The following is a 20,792-nucleotide window of genomic DNA, read 5'->3' as shown; positions in this document are numbered from 1 at the left end:
GTTTCTATAATCAGGCCGCAAAATGTGGCTCACGCATTATTTCCAATAGCTTTTTTCGGGCCCTGCTGTACTGCGATTTTGAAGTAGACTCCGAAACACCCAGTATCTCGCCTATTTCAGCATGGTCGTAGCCATCCAGCAGGTACAAGCTCAGTACCACGCGGTAACCATCGGGAAGTCTCTGAATAGCGCGGCGTACTTTGTCTATCTGCCACTCCACATCGTTATCGTCGGGCACCTCATCGGGTACTTCAGCTACCATGCGCTCATCCATCGGCACCAGCTCGGAGCGTTTTTTCCGGATGGAGTTTATGGCAGCATTTACCACTATTTTTTTTAGCCAGCTTCCGAATGAAGCTTCGGATTTGTAGGTGTGCAGATTTTTGAAGGCACTGATGAACGCTTCCTGCAATACATCTTCTGCTTCGGCGTAATCGTTGGTGATGCGCATGCTCACGTTGAACATGGCTTTGGAGTATAGCTTATAGAGTTCGTACTGTGCCCGGTTGTCGCCACCCTTGCACCGTTCAACTACCTGCTGATTAACGTCCTGATAAGTAGATGTCTCCAAGTTACTCCAGTTTAGGAACCGTATTTTGTTATTTCACCATCGGCAATGCCGTTTCATTTATACCATCTGCTCTTTTCTTCCCTACTTCCACACTAAAGACAAGAGCATTTGGCGGAGGTTGCATCAAGTTGCAAAATATTTGCAGATATTCTTACGTTGCCTCAACTATAACTATAGTTCGCTTTACTATAGCTGGTAATTCACAAAAAAAGCCAGCCCTTTACAGAGCTGGCTTCTTGCCTTATCCTTGAATAATATAGATTATTGGATTTACAGGAATTTAAATATCGGATGTCAGTTCTAAATCTATAGTTGGGCTATAGTTTCATAGCGGAGATACGAGGTGTTGCGTCTCTACAGATTCTGTAATTTCCCGACTCCTCATTCATCCAGGCCAGATAGCTTAATCCATGATATCGAACTTAATCCCTTGTGCCAGTGGCATTTCACGGCTATAGTTAATGGTATTGGTCTGGCGGCGCATGTAAATTCTCCAGGCATCGGAACCGGACTCACGGCCACCGCCTGTATCTTTTTCGCCACCAAAGGCACCGCCAATCTCTGCTCCGGATGTACCAATGTTTACGTTAGCAATGCCACAGTCAGAACCCCAATGGCTCAGGAAAGCTTCTGTTTCTAAAAGATTGGTAGAGAAAATGGATGACGACAGGCCTTGCTTCACACCATTCTGTAGCTCAATTGCATTTTCCACGTCGCCACTGTACCGGATCAGATACAGGATCGGAGCAAAAGTTTCTTCCTGCACCATTTCGAAGTGGTTTTCAGCTTCAACTATAGCCGGAGTTACATAAGTACCCGTTTTATAGTTTTCGCCACTCAGTATTTCACCACCAATAAGCAACGTACCGCCCTCCTGCTGTACCTCCTGCAGTGCGTTGGTAAAGGCATTTACGGCATCTTTGTCTATCAGTGGGCCAACCAGTGTCGTGCTGTCCAGCGGGTGCCCGATTGGCAGATTATCATATACTTTCAGCAGGCGCTCTTTTAACTGGTCGTAAACGGTATCGTGCACTATAATGCGGCGGGTAGAGGTACAACGCTGTCCGCAGGTACCTACGGCACCAAATACAATAGCACGAAGCGCCATCTCCAGATCAGCATTTTCGGTAACTATAATGGCGTTGTTACCGCCCAACTCCAGTAACGAGCGGCCTAAACGGGCTCCTACGGCTTCACCTACTTTTTTACCCATCCGGGTAGAACCTGTAGCTGACACCAATGGTACACGCGTATCCTTGCTCATCAGGCTGCCAATTTCAGCATCACCTATCACCAGGTTAAAAATACCTTCCGGCAGTTCGTTCTCGGCCAGTACTTCTCTTAATATGTGCTGGCAGGCAATAGCGGTTAAAGGCGTTTTTTCAGATGGTTTCCAAACTATAACGTCGCCACATACGGCGGCCAGCATGGCGTTCCAGCTCCAGACTGCAACCGGGAAGTTGAAGGCCGAGATAACACCAACTATACCAAGCGGGTGATACTGCTCGTACATGCGGTGCTGCGGACGCTCGGAATGCATGGTAAAACCGTGCAGCTGGCGCGATAAACCAACAGCAAAATCACAGATATCGATCATCTCCTGCACTTCTCCCAGGCCTTCCTGCAGAATTTTACCCATTTCGTAGCTAACCAGCTTGCCGAGGGCTTCTTTGTGCTCACGTAGTTTCTCTCCTACCTGCCTCACAATTTCGCCGCGTTTTGGTGCCGGCACTTTGCGCCAGGTTTTAAAAGCTTCCTGCGCTGTGGTAATTACCTGCTCATAATCTTTAGCCGTGGCCATGTTAACGGTAGCTATCAGGTTGCCATCTGCCGGAGAATAGATATCGCGGGTGGTTTTATTGTTGCTGCCGCCCCATTTAAGGCCGGTGCTGTAAGCAGGGTTGCTTTCTTTGATACCTAGCTGCTTCAGCACAGTAGCAATCTCCTGTTGTAGCGGTAGCTGATCTATGGTCTGTTTCATAAATTTTATATGTGTTTGATACCTGCTGTAGTGATGGCAGCAGGAATAAGTGATACAAAGAGGGTCTTTTACAAAACTATAAAATAAAAAAGCTTCTGCAAGTTTGCAGAAGCTTTCTGTATGTTAACAGATTATGATTAACCTTTCCCAATCGGGTAATAGGCTTTAAGTCCATCCGGATAAACACCTTCGATATACACTACACCACCTTCAAAGTTCTTCAGATGTTTCTCTACATCAGAAGGCTGGTTCACAGGGTATTTATCTATTCTGGTAATAATAAAGCCATCTTTTATACCAGTGTCGCGGAACTTGCTGTTTCGCACACCTGAAATTTTAGCGCCACCATCAATACCCAGTCGGTTCATTTCCTGCTTGGCTACAGGCTCAAATGTAGCACCATCAAAAGTTACTGCTTTGGCTGTGGCACGTTTGGTAATTTCGGTGCTGGCATTCAGGTTCTTAAGTGTTACGTTTGCAGTACGCTCCTTGCCATCGCGCAGGTAATCCACTTTTACTTTATCGCCAGGGCGGTAACGGGCAATCTGCTCCAGTAATTGCGAAGATTTTTTGATGCCTACACCGTTTATAGAGGTAATTACATCGCCTTCTTTAAGACCGGCATCCTCAGCACCACTGTTCTCTGTAACGCGAACAACATACACGCCATTCAGTGTTTTCAGGCCTTTCTCTTTGGCAAAAGCAGCATCAATTTCCTGAATGTTGGCACCCAGCAAGGCACGCTGTACTTCACCGAACTTGAGCAGATCGTCAACCACTTTACTAACTATAGCTGATGGCACCGCAAACGAGTAACCGGCAAAAGAACCAGTTTGTGAGGCAATTGCCGTGTTAATACCTACCAGGTCGCCGTTCAGGTTTACCAGTGCACCACCTGAGTTACCAGGGTTTACAGCTGCATCTGTCTGAATAAACGATTCGATGGTCATGTCGCCCATCTGACCGTTGCTACGCTGGTTGGTGCTCAGGATATTAATGTTACGGCCTTTGGCACTTACAATACCCGCTGTAACTGTTGATGTCAGGTTCATTGGGTTACCAACAGCCAGTACCCACTCACCTACCTGCAGGTCATCAGAGTTTCCGTAGCGAATAACAGGCAGTTTGTCAGCATTGATCTTCAGCAGCGCAAGGTCTGTGTTCGGATCTGAACCCACTAAAGTGGCTTCAAACTTACGCTTGTCGTCCAGTACAACTTCTATTTTATCTGCTTTGTCGATTACGTGGTTATTTGTAACAATATAACCGTTAGAGGCAACAATTACCCCGGAACCAGAGCCCATCTGCGGGCCTCGCGGAATTCGTTCGCCGAAGCCATCGCCAAAAAACTCGCGCAGGAACGGATCCATTGGGCTACTATAGCGGTCCGATGAGCGGACGCTGTACTCGGTCATGACGTGAACTACAGCCGGTGTAGATACCTGTGCTGCTTTAATAAAGTTAAGTCCCTCTGGTACTGCCGTTGTGCTGCTCCGCATTTCGCTGGTATAGCGCACATTCGGATACTGTACCTGTTGTTGCTGTGTAGTTTCAGGGGTGTCGCCTTCGAGCAGCTTATAGCTACCTACTGCAACACCACCGCCTAACAGGGCTGAGAGTGTGAGGCCAACGATAAACTGTTTTGTCTTCATGTACTATTTTCTTAAACTTTTAATATATAATCTAAACTATATTACTGATATACAACGCTAATTTAGTATACGGTAGTATCTGTTTGTAGTAAAGCTTAGATACTCTAATCTATAAACAAACAAAAAAGAGGCCAAATTTTCCCGGCCTCTTTTTGTTTTATTCAACATCATTAAGCTTCCACGGACTTCCCGTTATCTGAAGCTTTTACTTTTTTTGTTTTAGAAGTGCTGCTCCCGGCGGCTTCGTCGCTATCGGTAATGCTGATGCGGCGCTTCATTGTTTTATGTTCATCTTTGGGCACGTGCACCTGCAGCATGCCATTTTCCATTCGGGCAGCTATCTGGTCAGGATTCACGTTATCAGGCAGATAGAATGTACGGCTAAAAGAGCCATACTGTGTCTCCAGTATCTGGTAACGTTTGCCATTACCTTCCTGCTTTTCAAACTTACGCTCACCGGAAATGGTTAAACGGCCTTCCTGAAAATCTATAGTTATATCTTCTTTTCTGATGCCTGGCAGTGCTACTTCAATTTCGTAGCCATTTTCGGTTTCGCAGGCATCTACATGTGGAGTGAAGCTGCTCAAACCTCTTGTGTTTACTGGTTCATTAAAGAATCTGTCGAGCATAGAACTGAATGTCTGTGGCATGGCATTCTCCATACCTGAATATCTTGTTAGTGCCATAGTTACCTCCTTTTTTAAAGTCCTTTAATTAACTTTCAACTATAGAATAGTAAAAACTATGCCATTCAAAATATCCTTAAAAATCCTGAGATAATGTCGTTTTAAAATACAGGGAAACTATAAAACACTGACGCTTTTACAGTTACACGCAGGCTAATAGGTAATACTGGCAGTTTGAGGAGTCTTACCGATGGTGTATTTAACTGTGAGGCCTACTACCGGCATTACCCGGTTGCGCTTAGCGGTATAGCCCTCTTCTGAAAGCTGTTCGCTCTCATCGTAAACGGGGGGCACCAGCACATAGTAGTACTCCGTTTGCCGTATAAAATAAGGATTGATGCGCAGTCGTTCGGTCACCTCAAAGTTCAGGCCCAGGCGCAGGCGGGTACGGTCTATCGTTCGCTCTTCTGCATTATCATCCTCTTTGCCAAACTCAGAGCGCAGCAGCGCTTCATAGCTTATACTTGGCGTAACAAACTTACTTTTCAGGGGCAAGCGCTTGCCCAGTTCTGCCGAAAACCGAAATCTTCCGAATGCCTCCATCCCTTCCTGGTCGGTATATTCGGCGAGCAGCTGCTTGTTAAAGTACAGGCTTTTTATTGCCCCGTTATGGCGAATGAATAGTCCATAAAAAGCAGTTTCAGGAAAGTTTTCGATGGCGTAACGATAAATGGCACCGGCCCGCCAATGGTCAGAGAAGGTATGCTCGTACCCCAAGCTAAACTCTACACGCTCAAAGCTGCTCAACACACCCGAATCCTTCAGATCGTTATATCGGCTGTCGGTGCTGATGCGGTATTGGTTCCGAATAAATAGCACGCCATCTTCTCCTACATCGGCGCTTAACTGCAACTCCGGCCAAATACCCGTAGGGGCAGCAATTTTGCTTTGGGCCATTGCGGTTGCCGGTAGCACAAGTAGCAGTAAAATGTATAGTTTGTTCATGCTTAGCAGCAGTTAAAGTATAGTACCACTTTTTGCTGTGGTTTAGAGTAAGCTATCCAACGCCCATCTTCCTTGCCGATCAGGTAATAAAAGCCAATAGCGGTTTCATCTGCTTCAATTTCTTCCCAGATCGCTTCATTTCCATAGTTGGAATCAAATGTCATATCAGCAGTTATGGCCGGAACTTTAAAGTTCGCTTCATCAAAGAAAGTATCGATCCGGTTAAGGATAAACTCGTCGCGCTGAGTTGGGGTCGGGTTAAGCGGCGTATCATAGTTAAGCAGATAATTGGCCGAGAAAGATTCGCTATACAACACCCTGCCATCATGACCCACAATCTCAAAAGTTGCCATAGCCATATGTATCGAGTCACCTACCAACTTAATTCTGAACGTATCCTGTTTAGCAGGGTCAGAAAACGGGTGTAGCACCATGTTAGAGGTAAGTACTGTACCGCTTACCTCTATAGTTTCGCTTCCAACCTGCCCTCCATCCTGCTCTGCGGCGCTACAAGCCAATAGCAGGATACAACTACATATAACCAGGAAATTCCTCATACCTATAGTTTAAGCGTTCAACTCCTGTAAGGCTACAAAAGCCATCAGCCCGATGCTTATCTCCAGCGCTGATTCGTCTATATCAAACGTTGGTGTGTGCACCCCGGATGTAATACCACGGGCTTCGTTGCGTGTACCTAGGCGGTAAAAGCATGCCGGTACTTCCTGCGAGTAATAAGCAAAATCTTCGGCGCCCATCCACAGGTCCAGGTCTACAACATTCTCTTCGCCCAGGTATAGTTCGGCGGCCTGGCGTGTACGACCAGTCAGTTCCGGGTCGTTTTGCAAAAAGGGATAGCCATTCTTGATGTCGATATCGCAGCTGCCGCCCATACTTTCGCAAAGGCTTTCGGCGAGTTTCTTTATTTTCTGATGCGCTTCCCTTCTCCAGGTTTCGTTCATGGTCCGGAAAGTGCCCTCAATTTTTACTTCGTTCGGGATGACGTTGGTGGCACCTTTAGCTTCCAGTTTACCGAATGATAGTACTGTTGGCACTTTTGGACTGGCGTAGCGGCTTACAATCTGCTGCAGAGCAACTATAAGGTGCGCGGATATCAGAACCGGATCGATGTTCATTTCAGGTAAAGCGGCGTGGCCACCTTTGCCTTTTACTGTAATATAGATCTCATCGGCGCTGGCCATGTACATCCCCGATTTAAAGCCTACTTTACCAGCCTGCAGCAACGGAAACACGTGTTGCCCTATGATACCTTCCGGGGCCGGGTTTTGCAGCACACCTTCTTTTATCATGATGGATGCACCACCCGGAAACTTTTCTTCGCCCGGCTGAAATACCAGTTTTATAGTTCCTTCAAACGTATCGCGGAGTTCCTGCAGAATACGAGCCGCACCCAGCAACGAGGCCGTGTGCACATCATGCCCACAAGCATGCATTACGCCCTGGTTCTTCGATCTATAGTCTACTTCATTGGCTTCAACTATAGGAAGTGCATCCAGGTCGGCACGCAGGGCAATTGTTTTCTTTTCGGGGTTTTTGCCTTTTATTAAAGCTACCAGCCCGGTTTCTGCCATCGTTTCTGAGGCAATCCCATAGTTTGCCAGCGTTTGCTTTACATAGGCAGCGGTATTATACTCCTCAAAGCTAAGTTCCGGGTTGGCGTGTATGTGGCGGCGCACCTGCACTATTTCAGGCGCATACACTTTTGCCAGTTGTTTTATTTTATCTGCTGTGTTCATGTGTTCCATTGTTGCAGGGGAAAGTATAAACCCACCCCAGCCCCTCCTGAGAGGGGAATTTTTCCTTTTAATATAGTTGAAACTATAATTTTATAGTTTGCGCTCTTGGGTTGTCATCTTCTACCCCGTTTGATGTGGGACACTCAGTAATGTGTAATTCCAATTTATAGATTTACAATATCTGACAAAATCCTCTCTTGAAGGCAGGGTCATCTCATTCTACTCATTTTGTCATCCTGAAAGGATCTTGTCGGCCAGTTGCATAGGCTTAAGATACCTTTACCAAGTTTCTTTACTGAATGATTAGAAGTTTAGCTGGGCCATAAGTTTGATATGGGCTAAGATGCTCTTGTTATAGTTTTTCCATACTAAAGGTAGCAAAAATAAAAAACGCTGCGAACCTGTTTGGCTGCAACGTTCTTTTATAGTTTAAGGCTGTTACCTACTTTATGTTGATCTGGTCCTGTACGATCTGGGCATTGGGAATCAGGTCAGAGATTTCGTTAAGTACCTGCTGGGCTTCCAATCGGGAAAAGAAATCCCCTACTTTTAACCTGAAGTTGGGCTGTGTATAAGTCAGATAATCTTTTACTTCCGGCACACGGCGGGCTATAGATTTACGCAGGTTCATTACGGTTTGCCTTTCAGAGCCATTGTAGGCCAAAATGCGATAACCCTGCGCATACTTTATATTTTTGTTTACGCTGGCTACGGTGTCCATCAATACTTCCACTTTTTTGTTTACGTGGTTGGTTGGCTCTATACGCGCAACCGGTGCTGCTTCTTCTGAGGTGTTATATTTTGGCCGGTAAATACTCAGGTCTTCTACTACTTTATCTTTTCCGCCGGACTTTACAGTTTTATCAGCCGTACCCGCCGATGACGCGCAAGCAGCTGTGGTAAAAACGATAACCAGCGAAAGTAAGAGGTTAATTATTCTGTTCATGGGTAACTATTTGAATACTGGCTGAGCAGCCTAACCTGTCGGCGCCCGCCTTAATTAACGCCTGTGCATCCTCGAATGTTCTGATACCACCGGCAGCTTTAATTTTTATATGTGCCGGCAATACACGGCGCATCAGCTCTACGTGTGCTACTGTAGCACCAGCAGCCGCAAAACCAGTTGAGGTTTTAACGTAATCTACGCCGGCATTCGCACAAAGCTCGCAGGCTTTTACAATCTCTTCCTCCGTAAGTAGCGCCGTTTCGATAATCACTTTCAGCTCCACATCCTTTAAATGGCAGAACTTGGCAAGCTCGCTCAGCTCGTTTTCTACTTCGCTGTACTTACCGGATTTGAATGCTGACACGTTGATTACAACATCAATTTCGGTGGCGCCATCGGCAATAGCCTGGTGTGTTTCCAAAAACTTTACTTTGTGATGCTGGTACCCCAACGGAAAGCCAACTACGGTTGCTACTTTTACCTCAGTACCTTTCAGGCGATCGGCAGCGATTTGCACGTAACACGGAGGAATACATACTGCGGCAAAACTATAGTTGCGCGCCTCGTCGCATAACTGCAGCACCTGTGCTTCGGTAGCATCAGGCTTAAGAATGGTGTGATCTATATAAGAAGCAAGATTTCCTGCCATAGTTTTAAAATGAAGGACAAAAGACGCTCGCTTATGTCTTCCTGAATTTTGTGTAAACATAAAGCAGCCACTAATTTAAGTTAGTGGCTGCCGTTTTTTTATTCTTCGATCAGTACACAGCGGTTGTGCAACAGGTCGTCTTCTACAGTTTTGTATTTAACGTCTTTCAGCACGCGGCCATCCGAATACTGCACGCTTACGCGGTCGTTGCGGCCTGCCACCTTTTGCGAGTGAGCCGGCATCACTTTCTCTGGTTCAGGAGCCGGCATGGAGGTATGCCCTGCCTGGTTCTCTAAAGAAGAATGCACTTCCTGCTTCTGCTCTTTCAGTACAGGGGCTTTTGGAGCCTGCTGCGGACGAGGTGCCTGCACCTGGTCAGGAGCCTGAACCGGTATAAAAGCTTTGAACAGGAATTCGATGGTCTGCTCGTTTACTTTACCAATCATGCGCTTGAACAGCTCAAACGACTCAAACTTATAGATCAACAGTGGATCCTTCTGCTCGTACACAGCATTCTGCACACTCTGCTTCAGGTCGTCCATCTGGCGCAGGTGTTCTGTCCAGGCCTGATCTATAGTTCCCAGCGTGATGATTTTCTCCATAGAACGGATCAGTTCCATGGCATGGGTTTCGTATGCTTTTGTCAGGTTGGCAACAGCGGCTAACTGGCGCTTACCATCCGTAAACGGCACTGCCACGTTTTCAATCATCGGGCCACGGTTCTGGTGAATATCCGCGATGATCGGGAAAGCATGGTCCGCTATCTGCTTGTTACGTGTCAGATAATGGTTCAGGGCTTCGTTGTATAGGCGCTCTACCAGTTGGTTAGCTTGTACAGTTTTAAACTCTTCTGTTGTGATAGCGCTCTCAATACCGAATACACGCAGTACATGCAGCTGGAAGTTTTCGTAGTCGTTGATGTTTTTATAGCTCACGATCACTTCTTCGCTGATATCGTAGATCATGTTCCAGATATCAAGCTCAAGACGCTCGCCATACAGTGCGTTACGGCGGCGTTTGTACACCACTTCACGCTGAGCGTTCATCACGTCGTCGTACTCCAGCAGTCGCTTACGCTGCCCGAAGTTGTTCTCTTCTACTTTCTTCTGTGCACGCTCAATAGAGTTGGTGATCATCGAGTGCTGAATCACTTCGCCTTCTTCCAGACCCATACGGTCCATCAGGCGGGCAATTCTGTCAGACCCGAAAAGACGCATCAGGTTATCTTCCAAGCTCACGAAGAACTGCGAAGAACCCGGGTCACCCTGGCGACCGGCACGACCACGCAACTGGCGGTCTACGCGGCGGGATTCGTGACGCTCTGTACCGATAATGGCCAGACCACCGGCTGCCTTAGACTCTGGCGTAAGCTTAATGTCAGTACCACGGCCAGCCATGTTAGTAGCTATCGTTACCGTGCTTGCTTTACCAGCTTCTGCCACAATTTCAGCTTCTTTCTGGTGCATTTTAGCGTTCAGTACCTGGTGCCTGATCTTACGAAGCGTAAGCATACGGCTCAGCAACTCCGAAATCTCTACCGAAGTAGTACCAACCAGCACCGGACGACCAGCTTCTGTTAAAGCTACGATCTCGTCGGCAACGGCATTATATTTCTCACGAACAGTCTTGTATACTTTGTCGTGCTCATCTTTTCTGGCAATTGCACGGTTGGTAGGTATCACTACCACGTCTAGTTTGTAGATGTCCCAGAACTCGCCTGCTTCAGTTTCGGCAGTACCCGTCATACCAGCCAGTTTGTGGTACATACGGAAGTAGTTCTGCAGCGTAACGGTAGCGTAAGTCTGTGTGGCATCTTCTACCTTCACATTCTCTTTCGCTTCAATAGCCTGGTGTAAGCCGTCAGAATAACGGCGGCCTTCCATTACACGGCCCGTCTGCTCATCTACAATTTTAACCTTGTTATCCGGCGTAACAATGTACTCTGTATCTTTCTCGAACAGGGTGTATGCCTTCAGTAACTGGTTTATAGTATGGATGCGCTTTGATTTCTCCTGGAAGTCAGCGATCAGCTTTTCTTTTGCGTGCAGCTGCTCCTCATGCGAGATTGCCTTGTTGTTTTCGATCTCGGCTATTTCCATACCGATGTCCGGCATGATAAAGAAGTTCGGGTCTTCGCCCTGCCCTGTGATCAGGTCAACGCCACGCTCGGTAAGCTCGATCTGGTTGTGCTTCTCATCAATCGTGAAGTAAAGCGGCTCATCAGCTTGTGGCATCTGCCGTGAGTTATCCTGCAGGTAGAAGTTCTCTATCTTCTGCATGATGGCACGGTTACCAGTCTCGCTCAGGAATTTGATAATCGGCTTGCTCTTAGGCAGACCGCGGTAAGCGCGGAACAGGGCAAGTCCGCCATCCTGTGTATTTCCTTCTTTGATCAGGCGCTTGGCCTCGGTCAGGAAGTTATTAACAACCTTACGCTGCGCGTCTACCAGCATGGCAACGCGTGGCTTCAGGATATGGAATTCGTGCTCATCGCCACGCGGAATCGGACCGGAAATGATCAGCGGCGTACGGGCATCGTCGATCAATACAGAGTCAACCTCATCGACCATGGCGTAATGGTGCTTGCGCTGCACCAGGTCTTGTGGCTCGCGGGCCATGTTATCGCGCAGGTAATCGAAGCCGAACTCGTTGTTTGTACCGTAGGTGATGTCTGCTTTGTAGGCGTTGCGGCGGGCTTCGGAGTTTGGCTGGTGTTTATCTATACAGTCTATAGTTAAGCCATGGAACTCAAACAGAGGTGCCATCCACTCCGAGTCACGACGGGCAAGGTAGTCGTTAACTGTTACCACGTGTACGCCACGACCGGCCAATGCATTCAGGTAAGCTGGCAGGGTTGCCACTAAGGTTTTACCTTCACCGGTCGCCATCTCGGCAATTTTACCCTGGTGCAGCACAATACCACCAATCAGCTGTACATCGTAATGCAGCATGTCCCAGGTAATTTCGTTGCCTGCAGCTTCCCACTTATTTGCCCAGATCGCTTTATCGCCATCGAGCTGTACGTTTGGTTTGCGGGCAGAAATGGCGCGGTCCATATCGGTAGCGGTAACTACCAACTGGCCGTTTTCTTTCCAGCGGCGGGCGGTTTCTTTAACTATAGCAAACCCGACAGGCAGCACTTCCATCAGCACTACTTCCAGGTCTTTGTTGCGCTGTTTTTCCAGTTCGTCTATTTCAGCAAAAATGGCTTCTTTCTGCACAATGTTCAGCTCCGTTTCTTCGGCTACGCGCTTGTACAGAGCGGCAATCTTTTCATCAACAGGCTTCAGACGCTCATCTATAATACCTTTGATCTCAGCAGTCTTCTGCCGCAGCTGATCATCCGTAAGGCTAGTAAGTTTTGCGTACTCCTGGTTTATTTTAGATACATAAGGTACTACCTCTTTTATATCTCTGTCGGACTTGGTTCCGAATAGTTTCGCAACGGTTTTACCGAAAAAATCAAACATCTGTGTCGGTTGTTCTTAAATGAAATCTTCTGTTTGCAATATCGTCAAAAATAGGGGTTTTTCCGATATTTCTAATGTTCTGTACTAAAACAATACCATATTAATTACTGTTCATGATATCTGACATATTTACCGATAAAGCATAGAGGTTTTACTATTTATAGTTGTACGCGGCTAAGCAACTCTGACAAAACAGGTAGGTTTTTGTGACTGAGGTGTTAGAGCGTTGACTGTCTTGATACAGCGATTATAGTATTATAGTCACCACGCTCCATTTCAAACCTTATTTCACCGCTTTTTGTGACACCAGTTTGCTGCCAGCCGGCTTTGCGATAGAAAGATTCTGCTCTGGTTCCGGGGCCGGTTGAAAGCCATAGTTTGTCAGTTCCCTGCTCAAAACTATAGTTCAGCATCAGGTCATGCAGTTTTCTGCCAATGCCTTTCTTGTCGTGGTTGGGGTCTACAAACAGCGCCCAGATGTTGGCATCCGAAAGATCAACTATAGCAAAACCAACTATAGCCTGGTCTACTTCACACACCCAGCCTGCGCCTTTCTCTTCTATCATCTCGCGGTAAGATGCAGGCGTAACCAAGTCGGGGTTAGAAAGAATATTTTCCTTTACCGCCATCCGCACCCGCGACATACCGGCAATGTCGGCTATAGTTGCCCTCCGGAACAGCATGCTATAGTTTAGGTTTGCTGTTTAATAGCTGCTGCATTTCCACTACATCTTCCCAGCCATCGGGCGTTAAAAACCACTCTTTGCGGATGCCTACCTGGGCAAAACCGGCTTTTGTGAAAAGGTGAATACTTGGCAGGTTGGTGGAAGTAACCGAGCAGTAAACCTGATGAAGTTTTAATGTATCACGGCAGTAATTCAGGAGCAGTTCCAAAGCGTCGGATGCATGGCCATTGCCCCGGTACTCGGCTGTAATTACAATGCCAATTCCGGCACGGCGGTGCAACGGATCAAAATCATAGAGGTCGATGGCGCCGATGGCTTTATTCTCAGTGTTACAAATAACCAGGCGAAGTTGCTTTACGGTGTAGATGTCGAGGGCAGCATTCTCGAGGTACTGCTCCAGCACAAATTTGGAGTAAGGCGTTAATGTGTTTCCCACATGCCACACAGTTGTATCATTCTCCAGCGTGTACAGGAAATCAAGGTCTGTAGGCTCAAGGGCACGCAGGTACGTTTGGTCTGTTTTCAGAAACACAGGCGTAAACTTTTGTTCTATAAGACAAGCTACATAAAAAAGAAAAGACTCTCAACAATTTATAGTTGCTGAGAGTCTTGTTTTATAGTTGGAGCCAAGTTTAATGCTGTATTTAACCCACCCCTTCCCCTCCCAGGAGGGGATTCAGGCTTTTGCTATAGTTGGAGCTATAGGCTATAGTTGGAGCTATAGTTCTACAGTTGCTTTGTTCGCTGGCGCGGATTTGTAATCCTTGCTTTATAATGATGCTAAGTTTGTACCTAAATAAGAGTACGAGCTGCAAGCTCGCACCAGCATCTTATCTATAGTTTAAACCGCAACCGAACCGTTGAAAACTGGCTTTGCCGGGCCGATCAGGTAAATGTATTTGAAGGTATCTGCATCGGTTTGTTTGAAAGCTACTTCCAGCTCGCCGCCCAGCACTTTAACTTTTACCGGGCTCTGCATGCCTTCCAGTCCTGCCACTAAGGCCGCAGCAGTTACGCCTGTTCCGCACGACAGTGTCTCGTCTTCCACACCGCGTTCGTAGGTGCGCACAAAAATCTCGTTGTCGCTTAACTTCTGGACAAAGTTCACGTTGGTACCTTCTGCTGCAAAACGGTCGTTGTAACGGATAGCGCGCCCTTCCTCAAACACATCTATAGTTTGCACATCCTCTACAAACCGAATGTAGTGTGGCGAGCCGGTATTCAGGTAATAATCGTTGCCAATTCTTTCCACACCCTGCACGTCGTTCATTTTCAACTGGATCAGGTCGCGCTCTACGCTGGCCTGGTGCTCGCCGTCAGCTGCTAAAAAGCAGGCTACGTCTTCTATCACGCCTAGTTGGCGGGCAAAACGTACGGTGCAGCGCGCTCCGTTTCCGCACATAGATCCTACACGGCCATCGGCATTGTAGTATACCATCTCGAAATCGTAGTCCGGGTGGTCCTGTAATAGTATTAGTCCATCGGCGCCAACGCCCACGCGGCGGTCGCAAAGGTGTTTTACCAACGCTTCATTCTCGCCCGGGAAAGTCATTTTCCGGTTATCGATCATCACGAAATCGTTGCCGGTGCCCTGGTATTTGTAAAAACTGATTGCCATGTATCTGAAACAATTAAAACTGCAGGTTCGTGCCCTATTAAGGTGTGGCAGATAATGCGTAATTTTACCACCTTATAGGCGCTGCGCCTGAAATAAACGACAAAGATATGTATTCCTTTCTTACAACAGAAAACTGGGCCGATTACGAATTAGTGGATAGTGGCAACTTTGAAAAACTGGAGCGTTTTGGCCAGTATTACGTAGCGCGCCCCGAGCCGCAGGCCATCTGGGATAAGCACCTGCCCGAGCAGGAATGGCAGCGTATGGCCAACGCCGTGTTTACCCGCGACAAAGGCAGCCAGGAAAAAGGCCAGTGGAAATTGAAGAAAGGAATGCCGGAGCAGTGGTTCATCAACTATAAGTATAACGGACTGAAGCTGCGTTTCCGGTTGGGTTTGTCGTCGTTTAAGCACGTGGGCCTGTTTCCGGAGCAGGATGCTAACTGGAAATTTATTTACGACACAACCCGCAAGCTTAAAACCCCGCAGCCCAAAGTACTGAACATGTTTGCCTACACCGGTGCTGCCACATTAGCTGCCAAAGCTGCCGGTGCCGACGTAACCCACCTGGACTCTATAAAGCAGGTTAACTTCTGGGCCCGCGACAACATGGAAGCCAGCAACCTGGACAACGTGCGCTGGATCGTGGAAGATGCCATGAAATATGCCCGCCGCGAAGTGAAACGTGGCAACAAGTATAACGGCATTATACTTGACCCGCCAAGCTACGGTCGCGGCCCGAACGGCGAAAAATGGCAACTGGAAGACGAACTGAACGAAATGATAAAGCTCTGCCGCGAAATGCTGGACGGCACCGATTATTTCCTGCTGATAAACCTATACTCGATGGGCTTCTCGGCGATGGTACTTGACAACCTGATGCGCGGTACGTTTGGGGAGATGGTGAAGAACGAAGAGCTCGGCGAACTATACCTGCACGATAGCGGTGAACGGAAATTGCCTTTGGGTACTTTCTTTAGGTTTACTTCGGTGGGGAGGTAATACTAATAAATTAAAATTTGAAATTGATTAGTTAACCACACTTTATAAAGGCCGCACCTATGTCAGACAGTGTTATATTTCATCAAAATCCTAAGCTTGATTATCTGTTTGGATATTTTGGTAAAGTGCAAGTACGGACAAATCAAGACAAGTATAAGCCAATAAATGTAGCTATAGTTAATGATGATGGTGGTGAAGAAATCCTGAAGGACTTCTATATTAAAAATCCTGACAGCCAGTCTATCCAAGATTTCAAGAATTTAATACAGAAACTCGCTAAAGGCTATTTTAGAGAAGACAATAAAATCCAAAAGCCTTACGAAGTTGAAATTGTTTTAAGTGTTACAATGTCTGAAAGTCGGTTTAAACAAGTAGATGTTGACAACATTGCAAAAACAATTCTGGATTCTTTAAATGACATAGTCTTTGAAGATGATTCACAGGTATCAAGCTTAATTGTTAATAAAAGTATTCATCCAATGAAGGTCGATAGTTTGCTTATTGGAATCACTAAATTAACTGCAAACAGAAGAGGCTTTATTGATGACATCTACTTATTCAAAGAGAATAAGTGAAAAAACCATTAGTTAACACTGCACTTTTAAAAACTATATTTAGCTACATATGAACAACCGCCTTGCACTGATCGATATGGGTACGAATACATTTCACTTGCTGGTAACGGAAGTGAATGAGCAGGGGCAGTTGCGCGACCTGTATAAAACCAAAGTACCGGTGCGTTTAGGCCAGGGCGGCATCAGCAACGGCAACATTGCACCTGAAGCCTACGAGCGCGCCCTGAAAACACTGAAAGATTTCCGGAAGGTGATTGATGAACATGGCGCTGAAACGGTTCGGGCCATGGCAACCAGCATGGTGCGCAACGCAGCTAACGGCGACGATTTTGTAAAGGATATCTACAAGCAAACCGACATTGAAGTAGAAGTAATAGACGGTGCCCGCGAAGCCGAACTGATCTATTACGGTGTGCGCTTCGCCGGCGTGCTGGACGAACAAACCGCCCTGCTCATGGATATTGGCGGCGGCAGCGTGGAGTTTATCCTTTGCAACAACCGGGAAATCTTATGGAAACGCAGCTTCGAAATCGGAGCCCAGCGCCTGATGGACCAGTTCTTTACCGCCGATCCGATACCCGCCGAAAGTATAGCCGCCGAAAAAGCTTATTTAGCTGAAAAGCTACAACCCCTTACCGAAGCCGTAGCCACCTATAAACCAACTATACTCGTAGGTTCATCCGGCACCTTCGACACACTTTGTGACATAGATGCATTGCATAAAGGCGATACCTCACGCCAGCAAACTATACCGCCGGCTTCCAAACTGGCGATAGCTGATTTCTATAGTATCTACAAAGACCTGCTTCACAAAACCCACGACGAACGCCTAGCCATCCCCGGCATGCTGGAAATGCGTGTAGATATGATCGTACTGGCAACTATAGCTGTAGACTTTGTACTGGAAAACTATAAGCTGCAAGAGATTCGGGTATCGTCGTATGCGCTGAAAGAAGGTGTGTTGCAGCAGATGCTGAAGAAATAGCTGTCTGAATCAGGATTTTCAGGATTAATGGATTTTCAGGATTAGATTATTGTTTATAGCCTGCCGTTCTATAGTGTGCTTTTCTCTTTTTGTCATCCTGAAAGGATCTTGCGGGCGATTTGCGTTAGCTTTTGCTATTGTTCTATAGTTGGTGTTAGTCATCCCCCTCCCCCCTTCGAAGGGGGTCTATACGGCTATTGCTATAATTTAGACTATAGTTCTATAGTTAGGAATTAACCCTCCCCTCCCAAGAGGGGAGTATTCTGCTATAGCTTAAGCAAGAACTATTGTTCTTTAGTTACAGACCAAGAGCGGACAGGTCGCAGCCTGCCCCAAGGAATTACAACCACGGAAAGGCCAAGCAACTATAGTTATTAAAACAATTAGAACTATAGCTATCGAATTGATCTCAGTCTTTGGGTTGAGCGCCTTGTAGTTTTTTGGTACCGTAGGTATTGCGAGGCACGAGCAAAGGAAATGTTCACCGCGCAATGCCCAGGACGAGGCCCCGCTTAAAGAGGGCCCCTACCCCCGCCGTGAGCGCACCAAAGCATCTATAGCAACTGTAGGCTGGTAAAACTCCCAGGATAACAGCTAACTATAGCATAAACTGCTTGTAGCAAGTAGCAACTATAGTCAACTCATAGCTCCAACTATAGTAGATGCAGAAGCTCCCCTACTTGGATAAGGAGGGGTTAGGGGTGGTTGGACCAACACCAGATTTAGCATATCATCAACTATAGCCTGAGATATATTTCTCGACTTCGCTTGAAATGCCAGAGTATGGAAACAATAGCATCCTCTATCAACCAGGGTGGCATCTAACCAAGTATCACACAAACCACAAAGGCAGAATATTCTCCTGCCTTTGTGACTTTAAACTTTTGCTTTCGCTAAACGCTTCCTTTCTTTCTCATAAGCTTTACGCAGCTTCTTCAGGTCGCGGTTATTATTAGTATGCTTCATGGCCAGGGCTGATGCAGCATCTTTAAGACCTAGCTGTACATCCTGAGCGGCGAGCTGCTTGCCCAGTTGCTCCTGTACACTCTTTGTTTTTCGGTTCTTGTAATCCTTCTGCAGTAAGATAGTTAACAAACTGATGGCAACTTCTTCTTCACCCAGGCTGGCATAATATTGCACCACTTCAGCTGTGAAGGGCAGCTTTGTCGTTTCGTGGGCGTAGTTGTAAAGCGAAATATGGTTCAGGCCAAAACGGTTTACTTCGTAGGCCTTATAGTGCTTCTCGGCCTGGTTGTAAGTTTGCAACGCTTCGGTGTACCTGCCACTTGCTACAAAACGATTCACATCTTCCAACATTTGCTGGTAACGCACCGCTGGTAATATGGCTTCACGACCATCTTTTGCTGTAAAGTCGGCGAGCTGGCAGATGGTGTTATCGGAAGCTACACCAAGTGCTGACAGATAAGCTTTGTCGGCGGCCAGGTATTGTTTGTTGCGGGCCAGCTGTTTTGCGTTTTGTACGTGCTCATCGTAAGCGTACTGTGCATTCTGGCATTCCTGGGTTACAATGCGGTCGCGGAGCAGGTTATATTTGCTAATCACTTCGGCATCTTTATCCAGCCCGTAACGGCCCTGCATGGCAATTGCTTTTGAGGCCAAGGCGCGTGCATCGACTAACTGGTTGCGCATTGCCTGCTCGTAGCCGGTCTGTAGCTCGGCCAGCAGCACCGGTTTGGCAGCACGCTTAGCCAGCGCATCCAGTTCCGGAATCTCTCTGAAACTATAGGCAGCCTCCAGGTCCAGCGCAGCATCAAACTGACTTAAAGCAGCACCATAGTTCTTACTATTCAGGTAGCTTTTTCCTTTGTCAATATGCTCAACATAATAGGTGTATTTTACCTGGTTCTGTAGTTCAATGGCTTCAGTTGGCTGTGGCAGCACATCTCTGTAATCACTCTGGAAGCGTAGTGCCTCCTCTGCTAATCTATCTGCCTGCGCTATGTTGTTACGGGTTAGCTCGCGCTTTCCTTCAGCAATAATGTTTCGGTAAATGCCATTGGCAGCACGGCCTTCACCATCGCGCAGGGCAGGCATGTTACAACCTAAACCACTTACTGTTTTACATAGCTCACGTGCAGAGCCAAAAGCATGCAGCGCTGCATTGTAATCGCCGCGGTTTGTCAGGTTATGGCCCTGGCTCATGTGGGCACCATAAATATCGTGCGCAAGTACCTGCAGCATCTGGCGGGTTTCCGGGTCAATGCGCATGCGGGTAAGTACATCCAGTATGCGGGCAGTGGCTTCGTTCAGGTAGCCGTTTATAAAATCCAGGCGGGCCAGCTGCAGGTGCGATGGAGCAAATTTAGCGTTCACCCCAAGCGATTTCTCAAAATAAGACCGTGCAGCATTGGTGTTCCCGTTTGCAACCAGGCTCATCCCTTTGTTAAAGAACTGCAGATCCATAGTGCTGAGCGCATAGTCTACGGCACGGCGGCGTTCCTGCATCAGGCGGTTCAGGTCAGTCATTTTCTGGTCGAGGCGTTGCGGGTCGTACAGGCGCAGGTTCAGTTTCTCTTTATAATTCTGCTCTTTCAGGCGCTTGTACATATCCTCCATCTGTCGCAGGTTGTGGTTATGCTGACTGATGCGGTCTACATCTTCCGGCTGAATAAGGTTGATATCCTGAAGCGCACGAGTTATAGTTGCATCGGCTGCATAATAATCACCAATCAGACCCAGGTAATTTCTGAATTTACTTACGCTGGCAGCTGTATAGTTCAATCCCTTGGCTTCCACCACTAAACTATAGTTTGGGGCAGTTTTGGTGGTATCAGGTATGGTTACATCCAGCAGGGTAAAGCCTTCTTTTTTAAAAGGGATGTTGGTCAGGTTAAATGTCTGAAGCTCTTTCTTTTTGCCGTCAAGCAGTTTCACTTTCACGTTCAGCATTTCCGGCAGCAGCACATCCTCTACACCAAAGCCTTTGTAAGAAACATCGCTGTTTACGCTGATCTTGCTGAGCTGTACTTTCAGTTGCAGTTTGTCGCCGGCATCAGCAATTCGGGCCTGCTGCTCCATGCGTACCACAAACTCCGGAGTGCGTGCTGAGGGTCGGCCACCGTTCTTTTTCACATCCCCTTCCTTCAGGAGATTTATAAGCGTGTTCAGGTATGTCTGGCTACTACCTCCCGTGGTGCTATACTTCATCAGGTACGCTTCCGGGGTAGTTTCTTCAAAAATGAGTTTAGTCTGCGCCTGAACTGCAACAGCGGCAAACAATAAGAAAACAGAAAGTATAGCTCGTATCATAGA

The 20,792-nt window shown here is 47.1% G+C and carries 17 protein-coding genes; 3 read left to right on the top strand and 14 right to left on the bottom strand.

Features of this window, described 5'->3' with window-relative positions; all coding sequences use genetic code 11:
- Window positions 1–10: 10 nt before the first annotated feature.
- The 13 genes from GXP69_RS03870 to dapF form a co-directional block, all read right to left on the bottom strand.
- Window positions 11–571, bottom strand: coding sequence for an RNA polymerase sigma factor (locus GXP69_RS03870; protein ID WP_163912554.1), 561 nt, complete (start codon window positions 569–571; stop codon window positions 11–13).
- 403 nt (window positions 572–974) lie between these two features.
- A complete protein-coding gene (gene amaB / locus GXP69_RS03865) occupies window positions 975–2,552 on the bottom strand; it encodes an L-piperidine-6-carboxylate dehydrogenase (RefSeq protein ID WP_163912552.1) in 1,578 nt (525 codons plus the stop codon).
- Between the two features lie 137 nt (window positions 2,553–2,689).
- On the bottom strand, window positions 2,690–4,204 hold the full coding sequence (locus GXP69_RS03860; protein WP_163912550.1) for a Do family serine endopeptidase: 1,515 nt from the start codon (window positions 4,202–4,204) through the stop codon (window positions 2,690–2,692).
- Between the two features lie 170 nt (window positions 4,205–4,374).
- Window positions 4,375–4,890, bottom strand: a complete 516-nt coding sequence (locus GXP69_RS03855) for an Hsp20/alpha crystallin family protein (RefSeq protein ID WP_163912548.1) — start codon at window positions 4,888–4,890, stop codon at window positions 4,375–4,377.
- A gap of 153 nt (window positions 4,891–5,043) precedes the next feature.
- Window positions 5,044–5,835 carry a DUF2490 domain-containing protein gene (locus GXP69_RS03850; RefSeq protein WP_163912546.1) on the bottom strand — a complete coding sequence of 264 codons (792 nt, stop codon included), beginning with the start codon at window positions 5,833–5,835 and terminating at the stop codon, window positions 5,044–5,046.
- Between the two features lie 2 nt (window positions 5,836–5,837).
- On the bottom strand, window positions 5,838–6,392 hold the full coding sequence (locus GXP69_RS03845) for a hypothetical protein (protein ID WP_163912544.1): 555 nt from the start codon (window positions 6,390–6,392) through the stop codon (window positions 5,838–5,840).
- A 9-nt stretch (window positions 6,393–6,401) separates the two neighbouring features.
- A complete protein-coding gene (locus GXP69_RS03840; RefSeq protein ID WP_204281923.1) occupies window positions 6,402–7,589 on the bottom strand; it encodes a M20 metallopeptidase family protein in 1,188 nt (395 codons plus the stop codon).
- A 442-nt stretch (window positions 7,590–8,031) separates the two neighbouring features.
- Complete coding sequence (locus GXP69_RS03835) at window positions 8,032–8,535, bottom strand: sporulation protein (RefSeq protein ID WP_163912540.1); 504 nt, start codon at window positions 8,533–8,535, stop codon at window positions 8,032–8,034.
- Window positions 8,519–9,184: a deoxyribose-phosphate aldolase gene (gene deoC, locus GXP69_RS03830; protein WP_163912538.1), complete on the bottom strand. Its 666-nt coding sequence runs from the start codon at window positions 9,182–9,184 to the stop codon at window positions 8,519–8,521. Before deoC ends, GXP69_RS03835 begins: the two co-directional genes overlap by 17 nt.
- Before the next feature lie 98 nt (window positions 9,185–9,282).
- Complete coding sequence (secA, locus tag GXP69_RS03825) at window positions 9,283–12,654, bottom strand: preprotein translocase subunit SecA (protein ID WP_163912536.1); 3,372 nt, start codon at window positions 12,652–12,654, stop codon at window positions 9,283–9,285.
- Between the two features lie 218 nt (window positions 12,655–12,872).
- Window positions 12,873–13,337, bottom strand: coding sequence for a GNAT family N-acetyltransferase (locus tag GXP69_RS03820; protein WP_163912534.1), 465 nt, complete (start codon window positions 13,335–13,337; stop codon window positions 12,873–12,875).
- Between the two features lies 1 nt (window position 13,338).
- Window positions 13,339–13,872, bottom strand: a complete 534-nt coding sequence (locus GXP69_RS03815; protein WP_163912532.1) for a GNAT family N-acetyltransferase — start codon at window positions 13,870–13,872, stop codon at window positions 13,339–13,341.
- Between the two features lie 309 nt (window positions 13,873–14,181).
- The gene (dapF, locus tag GXP69_RS03810) at window positions 14,182–14,958 is read right to left on the bottom strand and encodes a diaminopimelate epimerase (protein ID WP_163912531.1); all 777 of its coding nucleotides are present in this window, start codon (window positions 14,956–14,958) and stop codon (window positions 14,182–14,184) included.
- Between the two features lie 107 nt (window positions 14,959–15,065).
- Here dapF and GXP69_RS03805 point away from each other — a divergent pair, with 107 nt between their 5' ends.
- Genes GXP69_RS03805 through GXP69_RS03795 form a run of 3 tightly spaced genes read left to right on the top strand, consistent with a single transcriptional unit; the run spans window position 15,066 to window position 17,519 of the window.
- Window positions 15,066–15,959: a class I SAM-dependent methyltransferase gene (locus GXP69_RS03805; protein WP_163912529.1), complete on the top strand. Its 894-nt coding sequence runs from the start codon at window positions 15,066–15,068 to the stop codon at window positions 15,957–15,959.
- 59 nt (window positions 15,960–16,018) lie between these two features.
- Window positions 16,019–16,534, top strand: a complete 516-nt coding sequence (locus tag GXP69_RS03800; protein WP_163912527.1) for a RusA family crossover junction endodeoxyribonuclease — start codon at window positions 16,019–16,021, stop codon at window positions 16,532–16,534.
- Between the two features lie 49 nt (window positions 16,535–16,583).
- Window positions 16,584–17,519 carry a Ppx/GppA phosphatase family protein gene (locus tag GXP69_RS03795; protein WP_163912525.1) on the top strand — a complete coding sequence of 312 codons (936 nt, stop codon included), beginning with the start codon at window positions 16,584–16,586 and terminating at the stop codon, window positions 17,517–17,519.
- 876 nt (window positions 17,520–18,395) lie between these two features.
- On the opposite strand, the gene GXP69_RS03790 is transcribed toward GXP69_RS03795, so the two are convergent.
- A complete protein-coding gene (locus GXP69_RS03790; protein WP_163912523.1) occupies window positions 18,396–20,789 on the bottom strand; it encodes a hypothetical protein in 2,394 nt (797 codons plus the stop codon).
- Window positions 20,790–20,792: the final 3 nt, after the last annotated feature.

This window comes from Pontibacter burrus (assembly GCF_010686685.1).
Taxonomy (GTDB): Bacteria; Bacteroidota; Bacteroidia; order Cytophagales; family Hymenobacteraceae; genus Pontibacter; species Pontibacter burrus.
This window is presented reverse-complemented; position numbering and strand designations above follow the sequence as displayed.